Source organism: Epilithonimonas sp., assembly GCF_032055105.1.
GTDB lineage: Bacteria > Bacteroidota > Bacteroidia > Flavobacteriales > Weeksellaceae > Epilithonimonas.
Window position 1 is genome coordinate 30,614 of the sequence record NZ_DAMBRK010000014.1, and the last position, 17,654, is coordinate 48,267.

General features: G+C 37.2%; 17 protein-coding genes. 7 read left to right on the plus strand and 10 right to left on the minus strand.

The features are described from left to right. The first annotated feature begins 11 nt into the window (after positions 1 to 11). The 7 genes from RTY06_RS12130 to RTY06_RS12160 all read left to right on the plus strand — a co-directional run bounded on the left by RTY06_RS12130 (position 12) and on the right by RTY06_RS12160 (position 7,047). The gene (locus RTY06_RS12130) at positions 12 to 1,250 is read left to right on the plus strand and encodes a site-specific integrase (protein WP_312825197.1); all 1,239 of its coding nucleotides are present in this window, start codon (positions 12 to 14) and stop codon (positions 1,248 to 1,250) included. Between the two features lie 260 nt (positions 1,251 to 1,510). Next, complete coding sequence (locus tag RTY06_RS12135; RefSeq protein ID WP_028123103.1) at positions 1,511 to 1,699, plus strand: DUF3606 domain-containing protein; 189 nt, start codon at positions 1,511 to 1,513, stop codon at positions 1,697 to 1,699. A 95-nt stretch (positions 1,700 to 1,794) separates the two neighbouring features. Beyond that, positions 1,795 to 2,037, plus strand: coding sequence for a DNA polymerase ligase N-terminal domain-containing protein (locus RTY06_RS12140; RefSeq protein ID WP_034981618.1), 243 nt, complete (start codon positions 1,795 to 1,797; stop codon positions 2,035 to 2,037). A gap of 306 nt (positions 2,038 to 2,343) precedes the next feature. Beyond that, positions 2,344 to 3,738: an ATP-dependent helicase gene (locus RTY06_RS12145; protein ID WP_312825199.1), complete on the plus strand. Its 1,395-nt coding sequence runs from the start codon at positions 2,344 to 2,346 to the stop codon at positions 3,736 to 3,738. Positions 3,739 to 3,986: 248 nt separating this feature from the next. After that, complete coding sequence (locus RTY06_RS12150; RefSeq protein ID WP_028122560.1) at positions 3,987 to 4,538, plus strand: hypothetical protein; 552 nt, start codon at positions 3,987 to 3,989, stop codon at positions 4,536 to 4,538. Between the two features lie 2 nt (positions 4,539 to 4,540). Next, the gene (locus RTY06_RS12155; protein ID WP_312825200.1) at positions 4,541 to 5,899 is read left to right on the plus strand and encodes a Dyp-type peroxidase; all 1,359 of its coding nucleotides are present in this window, start codon (positions 4,541 to 4,543) and stop codon (positions 5,897 to 5,899) included. An 11-nt stretch (positions 5,900 to 5,910) separates the two neighbouring features. Further along, positions 5,911 to 7,047: a catalase family protein gene (locus RTY06_RS12160; RefSeq protein ID WP_068941668.1), complete on the plus strand. Its 1,137-nt coding sequence runs from the start codon at positions 5,911 to 5,913 to the stop codon at positions 7,045 to 7,047. 225 nt (positions 7,048 to 7,272) lie between these two features. Here RTY06_RS12160 and RTY06_RS12165 read toward each other — a convergent pair whose 3' ends face one another. The 10 genes from RTY06_RS12165 to RTY06_RS12210 form a co-directional block, all read right to left on the minus strand. Continuing rightward, positions 7,273 to 9,042 (minus strand): oleate hydratase, encoded by a 1,770-nt coding sequence (locus RTY06_RS12165; protein WP_312825202.1) that lies wholly within the window; start codon positions 9,040 to 9,042, stop codon positions 7,273 to 7,275. A gap of 126 nt (positions 9,043 to 9,168) precedes the next feature. Next, positions 9,169 to 10,167 carry an MlaD family protein gene (locus tag RTY06_RS12170; RefSeq protein WP_312825203.1) on the minus strand — a complete coding sequence of 333 codons (999 nt, stop codon included), beginning with the start codon at positions 10,165 to 10,167 and terminating at the stop codon, positions 9,169 to 9,171. A gap of 3 nt (positions 10,168 to 10,170) precedes the next feature. Continuing rightward, positions 10,171 to 10,938 (minus strand): ABC transporter ATP-binding protein, encoded by a 768-nt coding sequence (locus RTY06_RS12175; RefSeq protein WP_028122565.1) that lies wholly within the window; start codon positions 10,936 to 10,938, stop codon positions 10,171 to 10,173. A 9-nt stretch (positions 10,939 to 10,947) separates the two neighbouring features. Then, complete coding sequence (locus RTY06_RS12180) at positions 10,948 to 11,709, minus strand: MlaE family ABC transporter permease (protein WP_028122566.1); 762 nt, start codon at positions 11,707 to 11,709, stop codon at positions 10,948 to 10,950. Positions 11,710 to 11,745: 36 nt separating this feature from the next. Next, positions 11,746 to 12,705 (minus strand): alpha/beta fold hydrolase, encoded by a 960-nt coding sequence (locus RTY06_RS12185; RefSeq protein WP_034981335.1) that lies wholly within the window; start codon positions 12,703 to 12,705, stop codon positions 11,746 to 11,748. Between the two features lie 100 nt (positions 12,706 to 12,805). After that, complete coding sequence (locus tag RTY06_RS12190) at positions 12,806 to 13,438, minus strand: porin family protein (protein WP_068941673.1); 633 nt, start codon at positions 13,436 to 13,438, stop codon at positions 12,806 to 12,808. Between the two features lie 57 nt (positions 13,439 to 13,495). Further along, on the minus strand, positions 13,496 to 15,085 hold the full coding sequence (locus tag RTY06_RS12195) for an oleate hydratase (protein ID WP_312825208.1): 1,590 nt from the start codon (positions 15,083 to 15,085) through the stop codon (positions 13,496 to 13,498). 99 nt (positions 15,086 to 15,184) lie between these two features. Beyond that, positions 15,185 to 16,060, minus strand: coding sequence for a helix-turn-helix domain-containing protein (locus RTY06_RS12200; protein ID WP_028122570.1), 876 nt, complete (start codon positions 16,058 to 16,060; stop codon positions 15,185 to 15,187). Between the two features lie 602 nt (positions 16,061 to 16,662). Continuing rightward, the gene (locus tag RTY06_RS12205) at positions 16,663 to 16,803 is read right to left on the minus strand and encodes a hypothetical protein (protein ID WP_154656849.1); all 141 of its coding nucleotides are present in this window, start codon (positions 16,801 to 16,803) and stop codon (positions 16,663 to 16,665) included. Positions 16,804 to 16,888: 85 nt separating this feature from the next. Then, the gene (locus RTY06_RS12210; RefSeq protein ID WP_028122572.1) at positions 16,889 to 17,623 is read right to left on the minus strand and encodes a hypothetical protein; all 735 of its coding nucleotides are present in this window, start codon (positions 17,621 to 17,623) and stop codon (positions 16,889 to 16,891) included. Between the last annotated feature and the right edge of the window lie 31 nt (positions 17,624 to 17,654).

Genomic DNA, 17,654 nt, shown 5'->3' on the forward strand with positions numbered 1-17,654 from the left:
AGCTAAACGAAATGAACAAGACATTCAATTTACTTTTCTATGTGAAAAAAGCTAAAATCAATTCTGTAGGAGAGTCTCCTATATATTTACGAATTACAATTGATGGGAAAATATCCGAGGTCAGTACAAAACGTACAGTAAAGCCTTCAAAATGGAACTCTGCAATCCAGAAGGTTAGCGGCTCTTCAGAAGAATGCAGATCACTTAATTTTTATCTGAAAACATTTGAGCAGAAAGTTTATGATTCCTATCATGAACTAATCAGAGATAAGGAAACAGTATCTTCTGAGGCTCTTAAAAATAAGGTAGTAGGTAGAGGTGAACTGACCAGAACACTCATTCCTGTTTTTCAGGATCACAATGATCGAATGGAAAAACTGATTGGAAAAGAATTTGCCCAAGGAACATTAACCCGTTATAAGACCTGTCTAAAGCATACCAAAGATTTCTTGAAATGGAAATACAGTGTTGCCGACGTTGAAATTAAAAAGATTGATTACGCCTTTCTGAACGATTTTGAATTTTTTTTAAGAACCGAAAGATCCTGTAACAATAATTCTGCAGTAAAGTATATCAAGAATTTTGGTAAGATCATTCGTATCTGTCTTGCAAATGGATGGATGGAGCGAGACCCTTTTATGAACTATCATTCTAAGTTCAATGAAGTGACAAGAATGTTCCTTAATGAAAAGGAAGTAGAACTGCTTTTTGACAAAGATTTTAAAAATGAGAGATTGTCTTTGGTAAGAGATATTTTTCTGTTCAGCTGTTTCACCGGATTGGCGTATATTGATACTCAAAAACTAACATACCAAAATATCAATTTAGGACTTGATGGTTCTCAATGGATCTATACCAAACGTCAGAAAACTAAAACTACTTCTAATATTCCCTTGCTTTCTCAAACAGAGAAAATTATTGAAAAGTATAGAAATCACCCTGTATGTCTTAATACTGGAAAGTTGCTTCCTATTCTTAGTAATCAAAAAATGAATGCATATCTTAAAGAGATTGCTGACCTGTGCGGAATTAACAAAGAATTGACCTATCATATTGCACGCCATACTTTTGCAACAACGATCACTTTATCTAACGGGGTTTCAATTGAAAGTGTGAGTAAAATGCTAGGTCATAAGAGTATTAAGACAACACAGCATTATGCCAAAATACTTGATGAAAAAGTCAGTGAGGATATGATGGAATTGAAACAGAAATTTATTGATAAAAAGAAAATTGCAATAAGTTGTTAGGTTATTTGGGTTGACTGAAGGATTCTTATTTTTATTAATTATTTGAAAATCACTGAGAATATGGAATTATGTGATGTGACTTTTGTACAAAAACTTATTTCTAGGCAGCCAATTTCGTGTTCCTGTGGATAAGGCTCTGTAAATGAATATTGTTCTTCTTTTGAAACTTTTATTCTACAATCAACATGTAATCTTCGCTTTGTGGCTATTGATGTCATTACACTGGCATTTTATTTGTTTCTTTTCATCAAAATCACATTATGGCAGACAATAAATCAAAAAAAGACCAGCGTGACCGCAGCCAGGTCAGTGGTTCTGAAAATTATGAAATTCAATATTTCAAAGATAAACTGGGCGTAAGCTCACAGGCAGTAACCGGAGCAATCCGGGCAACGGGGTCTAATGACCGCAAGACACTTGAAGCTTATTTAAAAGATAAGCATAAATAATAATTTAAAAAGCAAACAGCAAACAGCAGAAAGCTTTTTAATGATCTGATCTTTCTGGCATTGTCAGGGAGATTTTTTTTGTTAAAGAAATTAATATGAGCTTATCAAAATATCATAAAAAAAGATCAGAAGACAAAACACCTGAACCCTTCGGCGGTGTTCCGTCAGGAAAAGAATTGAGATTTGTCGTTCAGAAACACGATGCTTCACATTTGCATTATGATTTTCGTCTGGAAATGGATGGCGTCCTGAAAAGCTGGGCGGTACCGAAAGGGCCTTCACTGGATCCGAATATCAAAAGACTTGCGATGATGGTAGAAGATCATCCGTATGGTTAAAAAAAACATTAGAAATTGATTTATTTCCTTCATCTGATATCAATACAGAATATTTAAAAGAATGCTTTAAAAACTTAGGACATTCAAAATCTTATGATAATTTAATTGAAAAAACAACGGAAAATCCTGAACTTTGGGAGTCTGAGTTAATTAAAAGAATTGACAATACTATAAAAAAGGGAAGGTTTGCTCAAGAACTAAGTATTTTAATTGAGGGAGGGGCGCTAATTTATGGGGAATTCATTGTGCCAGGCTATATTAAAAATGCTATTACACACATTGCAAATTGTAAAAAAATTTCTATAAATGCTAAATAGTAGGCAGAAGAAAGCAGCATTTGAAATCTCTGGAAATACAATAGTAAGCGCCTCTCCAGGAACAGGTAAAACAAAAACTCTAATTGCTAGAGCACAAAAAAAACTTGAGTCTATTCCTAAACATAAGTCTTTAGCTCTTATAACTTATACAAATGCTGCCGCAGATGAAATTGCTAGTAGATTAAATACCGATGATAAAGATATATTTATTGGTACAATTCATAGATTTTGCCTTGAATTTATATTAAGACCCTTTTCTTTGATTTACAAATGGCATAAGCCAAGAATAATTTCATATGATGAGCTGAAAGAATTTATAGAAATAAACTCCGATATTGAGTTAGGAGATAATCCACTTGATGAACTAAGTAAAATAAAAAGACTTTTAAATGGTGATTTAGATTGTTCAAATACTGATAACATTGAATCGTGGATATATATTTCTGAATTATATTTCAATTTCTTAAGAGATAAAAAGGCAATAGATTTCAATGAAATTTTATTCAAATCATATAAGATTGTTTCTGAAAATGATTTTGTTGCACAATCTATAGCAAATAAATTTTACGAAATATCGATTGATGAGTTTCAGGATACAAATATATTTCAATACGAAATTTTAAAGGCTATTCGAAATGAATCTGAAGATTGTACATTTTTTATGGTTGGAGATGAAAAACAAAAAATATATGCCTTTGCTGGAGCTATTGATAATGCATTCAGTAGAGCATCATATGATTTTCAAGCAGAAATAGAAAATTTAGATACAACATATCGTTCTACTACAAATATAGTTAAAGGATACTCAATTCTTTTTAAAGATCATATTGAATTACAGAATGATTCAAAGTACAAAGACTTTAATTTTGATATAGTAATTTGTGAAACCAAATATGACAATAATAATGATTACATAGCTAATACCATAGCCAAGCTTATAAGTGATGGTAAAGCTGAATTATCCGATATTGCTATATTAACAACGAGTTGGAGAGATGCTTATTTCATAAGTAAGTCACTTCGTCAAAAGTATCACGTGGTTGGTCTTGGGTCTTTACCTCATAAAAATATGAATACTTCCTCTTTTGGACTTATACGTTCTTTAAGCAAATTTTTATTTTCACCTTCAATTATAAACTTAAGAATAATCAAAAGAAATTTTGATTCTCATTCTTTAGAAAATAACATAGTATTTACAGAAAAAGAATTAACTTATAAAATTAACTCATTGATAACAAGTTTTAAAGAGCTTGAATTAACTGCTAATTTAACTAAAGGTTTAAGTTCAGTAAAACACATATTTGATACAATTTTTAGTGTAAATAACTCTGATATTGAAGAAATAATCAACAGTATAAATAATATTGATAAATCTCAATTATAAAGATTGATTTTTTATAGTTAAATAGGTTTTATTCTCTCAAAATTACAACAAGATTAAAGATAAGATATTTCCTTTTATCAATTGAAGCTTTTAAAGCAAATAGGTGGGATTAGGGAGTTTTAGTACATAATATACGAATTTTGGTATATTTTTAAGGCTGCCTGTGGCTTTACATTTGTAGTACACTCTTGAAAATTATTGTTTTTATCTCAAAAAACAATGTGAATAATTAATCAAAAATCTGAATTATGGGTTTCATAGACAAAATCAAATTGACTGCCGAATTGGCAAAGGCGAATTTCAGTGAAGGTATTGATGATGGTTACGACCATTCCACTACATCTGCCGGCAAAAAAGGGTTACGCTCTGGGCGTGTATCTGAGTTAACGGCGATGGCAGACCTTAAACCGGGAGGTGCAGAAAACCTCAGGACCATAATGGAAATTGCAGGCGGAAACCTGAAAGGGGCAACCAAAGTAGGAACACTGCACGACCTGCGTATCGTTTTATTTGATAACGATACCAAGATTCTTTTCTGCACGGCTTATGATGGCGACTGGGATGCTTATATTGATGATTTCGCCACAAAAATTCCGCAGCTGATGGACATCATTTTCGGTAATGTGGAAGGCTGGCCGGGCATAAAAGACCCGAGTGTAAAACAGTTCATTCTAGACCATCAGATTACCGCGACCGGCTGGTATGTTGGTGTTCCGCATCTTACTGTAAATGATGTGAGGAGAAATGATAAAATCATTACCGGACTTAATAGGGCGATTGACGAAGCAAATAAAATCTAAGTATGGCATTGGAATTTTTAAAGCGGATATTCAATCCCAATAAAGTAGAAATTGAGCTGAACGAAATACAGGCCTTAATTCTCAGAAGCCGCCCTATTCCGTATTTCGGAACGGTGGCAATCATTGAAATCAAAGATGCTGTGGCAGCCAGACAAATGCTCCAAAAACTCTTGCCGATTGTGAGTTCTGCGGAAGACTGGCATAAGAATGAAGGGGCATCGGTTACGTTGACGTTCACTTATAAAGGTCTGGAAAAAATCGGCGTGCCTAAAGAGTCGCTTGAGACTTTCCCCGAATCCTTCAAGGAAGGAATGGCAGACCGCTCCCGTTTTCTATATGACATTGGTGTCAATGACCCCAAAAACTGGGAAAGGGTTTTTAAAAGGTCGCATATTCACATCGCTGCGGCGATTATCGCCAACAATGAAGAGGCGTGGAAAAGCAAGCTGGAGGAATTTCGGTCTAAATTGGCTGATAATAGAGGCATAGAAGTAATCTTGAGTCACAATTTCAGCGTATCTGAAGAGGTTAAAAATGTGTTCGGATTCAGAGACGGTATTAGCAACCCGGAAATTGAAGGCAGTGGGATAGAAGTTCCGGCTGGATTTGACCGCCCGCTTAAAGCAGGCGAATTTATACTGGGCTATCCTGGAGAAGCCGGCACCATAAAGCCGTTTCCACAGCCTGAAGTTTTAGGGAAGAACGGTTCTTTTATGGTTTTCAGAAAGTACCAGAGCCAAGTGGCGGAATTTAATCAGTTCGTTAAAGAAAATTCTTCTTCGCCGGAAGAGGAAGAGCTCTTGGCTGCTAAAATGGTAGGTCGCTGGCGAAGTGGTGCACCTTTGGTTTTAGCTCCCGAAAAGGATGATAAATCGCTAGGAGATGATATGCAAAAAAACAATGATTTTTCTTTCAAGAATGATGAGTACGGTAAAAAGTGTCCGTTCAGTTCGCATATCCGCAGGATGAACCCAAGAGATTCCAAATCTTTTGTTTTGGAGGATGAACGTTTGCACAGGATTATCAGAAAAAGTGTAACTTTTGGCGACATTGTTCCGCCGGAGGTAACCAAAAATGACGGTAAGGAACGTGGACAGTACTTTATTGGCATTAGTGCTGATGCAATGGGAACACTGGAATTTCTTCAAAAACAATGGGCAAACGATGGTAACGCCCAAAATCTGGGAACAGAAAAAGATCCTATGATCGGTGTACAGGACGAAGACGCACTGTTTTCTGCACCGGGAGAACCCCTCATCAAAAGATACCGTGGTTTGCAGACCTACAACATCGTGAAAGGCGGCGAATATTGTTTTATCCCAAGCATTTCTGCTCTAAAATGGATTAGCGAATTAAAATAAAAAAAAGCACTATGGAAGAATACATCAAGTACAGTTACGAAGTGGAAGAAATTCCAGAAAATTTCGATGAGTATATTACCACCATTAATAACGATATCCGCGAATACATCAAAAATACGCCAAACCTAAGCAGGGCGACCCATCATACAAGAGATGCGCACGCCAATGGCTATGCAGTGCTGAAAGCAGAGGTTGAAATTTTGGATAATCTGCCCAAAGAACTGGCGCAGGGCATTTATGCGAAACCCGGAACACACCAGGCAGCAGTTCGCTTTTCCAATGGTTCGTCCAGAGTTTTGCCCGATAAACTAAGCGGTAATGCACAAGGATTTGCTTTAAAGATTTTTGGGATAGATGGCAAAAAATTATCTCCCGGAGAGGAAGATTCTCCCAATGTTGATTTTAACCTGATTAATAATCCCGTGTTTTTCTGTAACTCGGCAGAACATTATGTTTTCATTTCAAAGCTTTTTTTAAAGCTAAATGATTTCTTTGAAAAGGGAGCCTTGGGAAAATTGGAATTTGCCACACTTTGGGTCACCGAAAATAAAAAAGCATTTCCAAATTTTGAGGCTTTGAAGGAATTGGGCGCTCTTAAAACTTTTGAAAAAATCCCTTCCATCAACAGTTTTCTTTACGAATTTTACAGTATGGGAGCGGTACGCCACGGTGATTATATCGCCAAAGTAAGAGTGATCCCAACTGAGCAGACCAAGAACGCCATCACGGAAAAAGATATTGATCTAGACAGCGCAGAATGGCCGTACAGAAAAGGAATTATCAAAGAAATAGCTCAAAAAGAACTTACATTTGAGTTGCAAATACAACTTTGCAAAGACCTGAAAGAAATGCCTGTGAATGACCTTACAAAAGAATGGTCGCAGGAATTATCACCATTCCGTACGGTGGCAAAAATCACAATACCAAAACAAACGGTTCCTGAGGATGGTAATTTTGAAATTATGGAAAATCTGTCTTTTACACCGTTTAGAACCATCGAAGAGAATTCACCGATCGGGAATTTACAGCGTTCACGGCAGTCAGCGTATGTAACATCTTCAACCTCAAGACACGAACTAAACCACAAAAAACGTAAAGAACCAAAGAATTTGGAGGAAGCATTCAGTCCGGAGTTTTATAAATTGTAAAATATTATAAATAAGAAAATCGAAAATCAAATGCTAATATCCTGGAAATTTATGTGATACTGCTATTTCTAGGAAATTTCCCTTTTATTTTAAAGATGAGAAATGGATTTCAACAGAGGGGAATTAGAAAAGTATATGTAGATTCATTTTCAAAATAAAAAGAGGCTGTTGCTTTGTAACAGCCTCTTTTTATAATTGTATAAATAATTAAATTAAAAAAATCTTTTATAACAACTTGGCTTCTTTTAAAATCTCTTCAACATAAGTACCTTCTATTTTCTTGACACCATATTTTTCAAGGATTGAAATCAACCAAGGAAATTCAATTTCATTTAGGTTTTTATTGTCATTAAGGTGATAGATGGATTTCAGCAGTACCCTGATGTCATATGAAGAAGCAAAAACTTCCGGGACACCTCTGTCTACATCCAAAAGGGTGTAAACTGCCTCCATTGCTGTACGCACGGAATATTCGGTCGTGAATACGGTGTCTTTTCCAGTTTCGGCAAAATTACCGATAAAAGCAAGGTTCACAGAACCCTCCGGAACCACCAATGGGCGGTCTCCCAATGCACGAGGCATAAAGTAAGATGTGATATAAGGCATACGGCAAGGGATGCTGTTGGCAGCTTGTGCAATTTCTGCAATTTCATTTTCAGGAACACCAATATGGTATAAAAATTCTTTGCAAAGCTCTATCCCCGTGGCTTCCGTAATTTTCTTTTGGATATAATTTCCTGGTTTATGAGAATACAACCCATAAACCCAAACAATTACTTCATTTTTTTTCTGAGCCTTGAAGTGGGGCTGTCTGCTGATGGAAAAGCCATACCACCAGTTAGAATCGTTTATTGTGACAGGTCCGCTAGTCACTATAGAACCGCTTCTTGGGTCTTTTTTTGTTATTTTTTCTATATACGGAATCACTTTTTCGTCGAAGAAGGTAATGCTTCCGGAGATTACCCAGTTGGCTTCGGGAATGTTTTTGTAGAACTTTTCGGGTTTTCCAAAGGCATCATCCTGGTCTGCCAGATTCTGCCAAAGTTGCCAACTTCCGCCAATGCCGTCAGCAACAGGAGCAGGGTTATGATTGTCACCGTATGTACTGCTTTCGGTAATGGAGCCGTTGGTAACAAACACCAGGTCGTTTTCGGTCAGGCTGATGCTTTCTGCATTGCCATCCTTAATATATTCGATTTTCTTCGCTACTTTTTTGCCGTTTTCATTTTCTACAAGTATGTTCTGAACCTGGCTATCATACTGGAAGGTAACACCGTGGGACTCAAGGTAGCTTACCAACGGACGAATCAGTGATTCATATTGGTTGTATTTCGTGAAGCGTAATGAGGACATATCTGCTACGCTGCCAACGTGATGGATGAAACGAAGAACATATCGGCGCATTTCCATCGCACTTGCCCAAGGTTCGAATGCGAACATCGTAGCCCAGTATGTCCAAAAGTTGGATTGGAAAAATTCTTCTGTAAATACCTGGTCTATCTGTACATCCTGTAGTTTTTCTTCAGGAAGAAGAACCAGCGCTATAAGTTCGTGGATGGCTTTCTGGGACAGGGTAAGCTTACCATCCGTGGGCAGTCTTTCTCCACGGTTTTCGATAACACGGGCGTGGGAAAAGCTAGGGTCTTCTTTATTGAGCCAATAATATTCGTCCAGTACGGAAACGCCTTCCGTTTCTAATGAGGGTATCGAGCGGAACAAATCCCAAAGGGTTTCGAAATGTGTTTCCATTTCCCGTCCGCCTCGTATGATGTAGCCTTTCTGCTCATTCCAGATGCCGTCCATACTGCCACCGGGTAAAGCTAATTCTTCCAGAATACGGATTTTGTTTCCTTCCATTTGCGCATCGCGTATCAAAAAAGCTGCAGCAGCCAATGAAGCTAATCCCGAACCGATAAGAACGGCAGATTTCTGTTCAATATTTGCCGGTTTTTTCGGGCGGGCAAATGCTTCGTAATTCCCATGACTGTAATACATAATTAGAATTTTTTAGTTTATAATATATGATAAAATAACCTTGTTTTTATTTAATAAAGTTACACATATTGCTTTCACTTTATATATCCCAAAATTCTAATTGTATATGCTGATATTCCAATAATATTATCTTTGGAGATTCTGTTTTTCGGCTTCCTTTTTCTTTTTTTCCTGCTTGCGGAAGTAACCTCTGAAGAGAAAATTATGCTTCAGAGCCTCCATATTCTGGTTGAAGCCTTCGGTTCCCTTTTCGATATTGTAAAGGCTGTTATTGATGTTTTTTGTAAGAACGGTATCAGTGATAAGGGCATTTACCGGTCCTTTTCCATTTTCTATATTTTTACTGAATGTCTGCAGGTTTTTACCAACTGTGATAAGTTCATTGCTTACTGTATTAAGATTATTGCTGGCGGCATTGACGTTATTGAAAGTCTGCTTAAGCTGGGACTCAAAATCTTTGTTGGCAAGGAGAAGTCCCGTTGCTCCTTTTCCCTGGCGTGTAGACGTAATGATGGCTTCTGCAGTACTGCTCAGGTTTTCTATATTTTCCGTGCTTTGGCGTATTTTCAGGATGGATAATTTTAAGTTTTCGGCAAATGCCTTGTCATTAATTAATTTTAAAATCTGGCTGCTGTCAATTTTATGCACAGTGTTTTTAAGAGATTTGGATATATCGTGTATATTGTTGTTGCTTGCCGATAGCGTGTTGAGTATTTCATCCACACCTGGTTTGGTATCTGCCGTGAGATATTCTTTTTCCTGCACCGGTCTGCCCGGCTTCCCGTAAGGTAAAATATTGACCACCGCATTGCCGATAATGCCTTCTGTTCCAATCGAGGCTTTGGCACTATTGTCTATATGCTTTGCAATATCTTTGTCTATAAGCATAATGACCTCTATATCATCCCTTTCGGACAATTTTACAGATTTTACAGAACCCGCCTGCATCCCTGAAAATAGCACATTGCTTCCTTCCCTGAGCCCATTAGAGTTTTTGAATTTTGCCCTGAGCTCAAATTTGCTGGTAAAAATACCCGAACCGCTGCCAATGTAAAAGAAAACAGCCATCATAAGTATAAGCCCCGAAATTACAAATAAGCCGAGCTTGATATTATTTTTATTCATATTTTAATCAAAAAATTGTTTAATGTTTTCGTCATCAGAACTTTCAAATTCCTGATAAGTACCTTGTGCATAGCATTTTCCGTCAAGCAGCAAGACTACTCTGTCAGCCGTATTTTTCACACAGTTCATATCGTGTGAGATAATGATTGATGATGTTTTGTATTTTCTATGTATATCCATGATAAGGCTGTCTATTTCTTTTGCCGTTACCGTATCAAGTCCGGTGGTAGGTTCATCATAAAGGATGATTTCCGGCTTGAGGATGACAGTACGTGCCAGAGCTATTCTTTTCAGCATCCCTCCCGACAATTCGGATGGCATAAGGTCTACGGTATGTTTAAGCCCCACACTATCGAGTGCTTCTTCAACCCGTGCGTCAATTTCAACCTGCTTCAGCCGGAACCACCGTCTTCTTAAAGGGAATTCCAGATTTTCGCGGATGGTCATAGAGTCATAGATGGCATTTCCCTGAAAAAGAAAACCTATTTTTGAGCGTGCCTTGTCCAGCTCTTGATTTTCCAGTTGGACAATATCCTGCCCGGAAATCATTATCCTACCGCTATCAGGTGTTAAAAGCCGGACGATACATTTGATAAGCACAGATTTTCCCGTGCCTGATTTTCCGAGAACTACAACATTTTCGTTCTTATCGACCGTTAGGTTAAAACCGTTAAGCACTTTTTTTTCACCAAAGCTTTTATAAATATCTTCAATGACGATGGCCGGTCCATTGTCATTATTGCCGTTTGCTGTTGTTTTTGTTTCCGCCATAATGATGATTTAATTATATCCGAGAATGCCGGTTATCTGTACCGCAATCAGGTCCAAAACGAAGATAAGGATAGAGGAGAGCACGACCGCTGAATTGGCGGCGTTCCCCACGCCCCGTGTTCCTTTTACTGCATTATAGCCTTTATAGGCACCCACGATTCCCACTGCAAAACCGAAAAAAAAGCTTTTGATAAAAGCTGGTATGATGTCACTGAAATCCAAGGAGTCAAAAACCTGTGAATAGAAAAGTGACAGGCTAGTTGTACCGCCAATGTTAACACCTATCCAGGCACCATATAGTGAAATGGCATCCGCCAGGATGATAAGTACGGGAAGCATAAATGTTGTAGCCAGGACACGTGTGGCAACAAGGTATTTAAAAGGATGTGTACCGCTTACTTCCATTGCGTCTATCTGTTCGGTAACCCGCATCGAGCCCAGCTCTGCCCCGATGCTACTGGCAATTTTACCTGCAAAGATGAGAGCGGCGATTACGGGTGCTATTTCACGGATGATGGCAATGCCTACCATTACAGGCAGCTGGGATTCCACACCATAGCGTACGAGGCTTGGCCGCAGCTGCATCGTAAGAACCAAGCCGATGATAAAGCCTGTCATGGCAATAAGCCCCAAAGATTTGTAACCTATGAGATAGCATTGTGCGAGCAGTTCCTTTATTTCATATGGTGGACGGAAACCTAATAGAAAGTAATTTTTGGTAAACTGTGTGATATTGCCTGTTTCCTGTAAAAAACTACGTATTTTAATCATTAACAAATTATTTTTTTAAATTAAAATATTTTTAGTCTACTTTTCCAATTGCTGTATTTTTTTATTGAGCCAATCCCTTATATCTTCATATACATATTCTTTAATATCCTCATTAAGTATTTCGTGCCGCATAGCAGGATAAATTTTAATTTTAACATCTGTAAATCCATCTTTTTGCATTTGTGTTACCGTTTTTTCAACCCCTTTTGCGAAGTCTCCTATCGGATCATCAGCTCCGCTTACAAAAAGAAAGGGAAATTCTTTTGGTAATTTTTCTGCCCATTTTCTTTCCGTTGCCTGTTGGTTTAGAGAAACTAATGCGTAAAAACCATTATTGGTAAAAGGTACTCCGCATAGGCTGTCCCGGCAAAATGATTCACGGTTGGATTTGCTGAGGCTCAGCCAGCTGGTAAGGTCGCCATCTTTCTCGCCTTTAAAATGTTGATTATTAATTTTTGAAAAAGTTTGGTTGATGAATTTGCTCCTGTGTTTTGGGGCAATAATATTCTTAATGGACAGGAAAAATTTAGCCAAACCGATTCCGTTGATTTTTCCTCCCGTTCCCACGATGACTGCGCCTTTAAAATCGGCTTCCTGATTCTGAAGTAAGCATCTTGCAATGAAAGACCCCATAGAATGACCTAGTAAAAAGTGAGGAATGTTAGGGTAATTGTTTTCTAAAAATGCAGCCATCGTTGCGGCATCGTCTATCAGTTGCTGCTTGGGATTTTCTTTTTGAAAATAGCCAAGTTCTTCCCGATTTTCCGCCGTTTTTCCGTGTCCGAGATGGTCATATAATAGAACTGCAAAACCATTGCTCGCCAGATATTCCGCAAAATCCTTATAACGACCGCTATGCTCCTGCATCCCGTGGAGAATAAGAACCGTAGCCTTTGGTGATTCATTTATTGGTTCGGATAATTCATAAAAAAGCGTGTGCGAACCTGAGTTGCCAATTTTCTGCTTGATTATATAGCCTGATGTATGCCTTGCCATAGTCGGTTGGTTTTGCACAAAAACAAATTCTGCCCTTGACAAAAGTAAGAGCAGAATAAAGTTAGATAAATTGGTTATTATACAAAATCTCTTTTATTGATTAAAGAGAGATTCGATATCCTAATGAAAGATTCCATCCACGGTTATAAGATGTTACGTTGTCTATATTGGAAAGATTACCTAATCCCAGGCCATATTGTCCTTTCAGATAGATTCCCCAAGGTGTTTCGTATCCGGCACCGAAATTAAATCCCCAATCGAATCCTTTAGTTTCATCGCTGCCACTACCAAAGTTGATGTCGGTTTCCTGAGAACCGATTACTGGGATATTCTCTCCTTTATATTTACCGCTTACTCCAAATCCGATGTAAGGCCCTACCTCTGCAAAAATTCCTCCGGACTTTCCTCCTTCAATTTTATACTGATATCCGAGATTAACAGGGACTTCAAGGTAATCCATGCTGGTTTTGAAATCTCCGATGCTGGTAGCGGTTTTTGAGCCCTTGTTGCTGTAAAATAAACCGGGCTTTACGTAGAAACCTTGTGACAAAGGGATGTTAACGCCTGCCCCGATACGGAACCCCGTTTTGGAGTCATCGGATTCGGAAGAATTATCGCCTACCTCTGTCTTTATTTTATTAAAATTCAGACCTATTTCAGGGTCAATCGTTATTTGCGCCTTTACAGCGAAAGTAGTTGCACAAAGTGCAATGGCCAGTGTGATTTTTTTCATTTTTTGTATTAATTTAAATTGTCAATCTAATATTGTCGTTAACAAAATTTTTTTTGTTTAATTTCTGTAAGAGGTATGAATGGCTTTTGCCAGCACGTCTGGTTTTTTCCAGTGTTCCGTTACTGGTGTTACTTTTTTATCGAGTCCGAGCAGGGTATAGACCGCAAGGCGTGCTGCACGAACCGAATATTCTTCTGTGAATACCATATCTTCCGGTATTTCCACAAACTGGCTGATAAGAGCCAGGTTGGTGCTGCCTTCAGGAACAACTGCAGGACGGTCTTTTTTAGCTCTTGGCTGAAACAAAGCATCGATGTAAGGCATCATACAAGGAATAACATTGATAACGCTATCTTTTATTTCCTGTTCTTGTTGTTCAAAATGCAAATGATGAATCAACTCCGTCAAAATTTCTTCGCCCGTGCAATCAATCATCGGCTTTTTCACATAATCTCCCACTGCATCTGGATATAATCCGTAGCCCCAAAGAATAGTAGTATCATCGCCTTGCGCTTTGAAATGCGGTTGTGCAGCCACCACAATTGACATCCGCCACGATGAATCTTTAAATGTCATCAAAGCTCCGCTGCCCGGCTTGTTGCCAGTGTATTCTTCAATAAGTTTCAGAAATTTATTTCCTTTGAACGTTGGTGTGAAAGAATACCATTTTGTTTCGTCAGGTTTGGTAAAGAACGGGTCGGGATTACCCAACTTGCCAGGTTTCTTGTTGGCAATTTTACGCCATAATGCAAAACTTGGCGGATTTGACGGCAAGTATTTTGCAGGCGTGTTATAATCGCCGTTATTAGAATTGTCTGTAATACATCCGTTGGTAAAGAATACCAAATCGCCTTCATTCACGGTTATTTTCTCTGTGTTTCCTTCTGCATTGATGCATTCTATTTTCGTTACGGTAATGCCATCATTATCGGCAAAATCCAAATCGGTAACGGTTTTTCTTAATGAAAAGTCCACTTTATGCTGGTCCAGAAATGCCTTCAACGGTAAGATAACGGATTCATATTGGTTGTATGGTGTTCTGGTAACGCCTTCGAGTGTTTCGATTCTTGAAAATTCCAACAGCATACGTTTTATATAGCGTTGAAATTCAAAAATACTGCTCCATTCCTGCCAGGCGAAAGTGGTTTGCCACATATACCAGAAGTTGGTCGTAAAAAAATGGTCGTCAAACCAATCACGAATGGTAATGTTGTCTAAATCATTTTCATCGGCAAAAAACAATTTCAAAAATTTCATCCGGTCCTGAGTATTGAAACCCATATCCGTTACAGGTAAAATGTTTCCGTTTTTGTCAATCAACCGCGCTTTTGCATTTGTCGGATTCGCGTGGTCAAATGCCAGAATTTCGTCTTTTACGGAAATGTTCGGGACATCCAGAGAAGGGATACGGGATGTTAATTCCCAAAAGTTTTCATAGGTTTCTTCGTTGAGCATACGCCCGCCACGACAGATGAACCCTTTTTCTTTAGTTCCTGCACCATCGTTGCTACCGCCCAAAATCGGCAGGGCTTCAATGATGTGAATGTTTTCGCCTTTAAAGCCTCCGTCTTCTAACAGATATACGGCGCCGGCAAGACTTGCCAATCCGCCTCCGATGAAATATGCATGTTTGTTCGAATTGCTCATATGATATTTTTTTTAGGTTATTTTTATATGATAAAGGTATTGATATACATTAATTCCTTGGTATCCCTAAATTCGAAAATCATATACGGAATTTCTTTTTTAAAAATGCTGTTGTCTTCGGTACCTTTGGGGCGATATTGACGCATGCTTTTTAAAGAAACGGCCGAATGCAGAGGTAGAATTAAAGCCTGTTTCAAAAGCAATCTGAGAAATATTTTTTTCTGGATAGCCGAGCAGAACGCAAACCTCTTTTAATAAGGCCTCATCAATAATCTGATGCGGCGTTTTGCCGGTCGCTTTTTTTACAATCAGAATAAGATATTTGTTGGAAATGAATAGCTTGTCCGCATAGTATTGTACGTCCTTATGCTGCAAAATATTTTCTTTCACCAATTCATTGAATTTAAAAAAAATATGATTGTTATCCTGTGGAGTGGGATATGCGTTGTCTTTTCTGCCTTCATCAATTAGAACTGCAACTTCCAATAAAATATTAATAATAATAGTACGAAAAATATCTTCTGTAAAACGGCCATTCCTCGTGGTCTGCTGCTGAAGATATTCCAACAAATTGATTAAGTGTTTACTACTTGCTTCGTTGGAAATAACTACATTAAAAGTAGTTTTATTGAATAGAGACAGATTCTCGATAAAAAATGGATTAGAAATGTTCTTAAGCAGGAAATTCTTTTCAAAGAATAGAACCTTCATGCGGAAATCTTTGCTGGTATTTACAAATTTTATAATTGTTGACGGAGCAGATATCAGGAATCCGTTTTGGGATATATTGTAATGGTGATTATCAATTTCTAAATCAATACTACCGGAAACACAGATGCAGAATGCATAAAAATCCATGCGGAACAGTCTTTTTGGGAATTCAAAAATGAGTTTTCCTGAAGATATATAGTAAGGTTCATCACAGTGTACCTGATAAAAAGATAATATTTCTTTAATACTTTCGTAAGCTTTCATAGTTCCTTATTTAATTCAACAATTTATAAAATATTATTGATTTGTAATGTCAGGAATAGTTCTGTAAGTCCTTTCAAACATTTCTATAATATTTCTTTCCTCTTTGTCAATATCCTGAACATTGTTGTTAAGTAACATATATGAGCTGATCGATGGATATTCAATATGGGAAAATGTCTCGTTACCTACTTTACTCTGAATATACTGAGAATAGACCCGAAACCTCTGATTATTTGGTAAATGCTCAGTTAACTTTTTAGGATTAGAAAAATCGATAGATCTTGCGGAACACAACCCAAAACTACAATCAGGATGCTTATCAAGCAAGGTCGGAATTAAGGAAATACAGGTATCTAGTATTTTGACAACAGTTTTGAAAGTATTTTTATTAATAATTTTATTGTACTTATAGTCGCTTCCCCGGTCTTTTTTACAATAAAATTTGAGAGCAATTACATTTCCATTATGATACTCTGCCCTAATAATATAATGCAGTTTAATATCGGTACAGAAGAATTTGTATATATATGTAAAAAGATGGTCGGAACCATCTTTACAATTATCTTTCTGTATGAATTTTAACTCGTACAAATTTTTAAAGTTTAATTTATCACTCTTTTAGAACTGTGTGCGGACACAACAACTTTCCTGCCCTTAAGATCTGCGGCAGAAATCTTTACAGAAACTACTGTTCTCAATGGTTTCCAGTTCAGCTTCTCTCCTTTTGATATCGTCTTTTTCATTATAGAATATATTGTGCTTTACAAAAATACAAAATTTATTCCTATTTGCAAGTTGGAAAAATTTGACCTAAGTTTAAATATATTATCATTTATTATTTAAAAAATCAATTTCTTTGTGAATGTCAATCAGAACCAAAAATACTTCTATATCTTCTTCATATTCATAATCCTCACCATATACTTTCATTGCAAATTTTATGAAATATCCCAAAAAGCCTAGTGCAATAAAACAATGAAATTTATAGCACTCTAAAGAATGTGATGTAAACTTCGGATAAATAGATGCTTCCGCCCGGTTGTGACCTTCGTCAAAATGCGATATTAAATTTATGACATTATTACTTCCAGAATGTGCAATTTCGGAAAGTTGTCTGTACAACTCCTTCGTGGTATTATTAAATACATTATTTACATTAGGTGTTTTCTTTTCTAGCTTAGAAACCTCTTTTTTCTCAAGCTCAATTAGCCTGGTGAGTGCCTCAAGTTGCTTTCTAATTAAAGTTGATGCTTCAATTATATCACCGGACATTATTAAATTGTTAATCAAAAAATGTGTCCTTATATAAGATGCAGATACACCAATCTGGTACGAGATATTATCATCAAGATTCTTAACAGGTGTATGGAAATTCTTTGAAATTGTCAACATAAGACCGTCCAATATCAACTTAAAGTCTGGTAACTTTTCAATTTCGGCTTCAGCCAACTTGTACTGCTCCTCGGAACCTTCTCGTGATTTTTCCGAATTGATTATAAAATTGGAAATTTCTTCCATATAATCCGCTACAATCTCTATAAATTCTCTATCATTTGTTTCCATGAAGTTATTTGGATCTAATATACGATTTCCT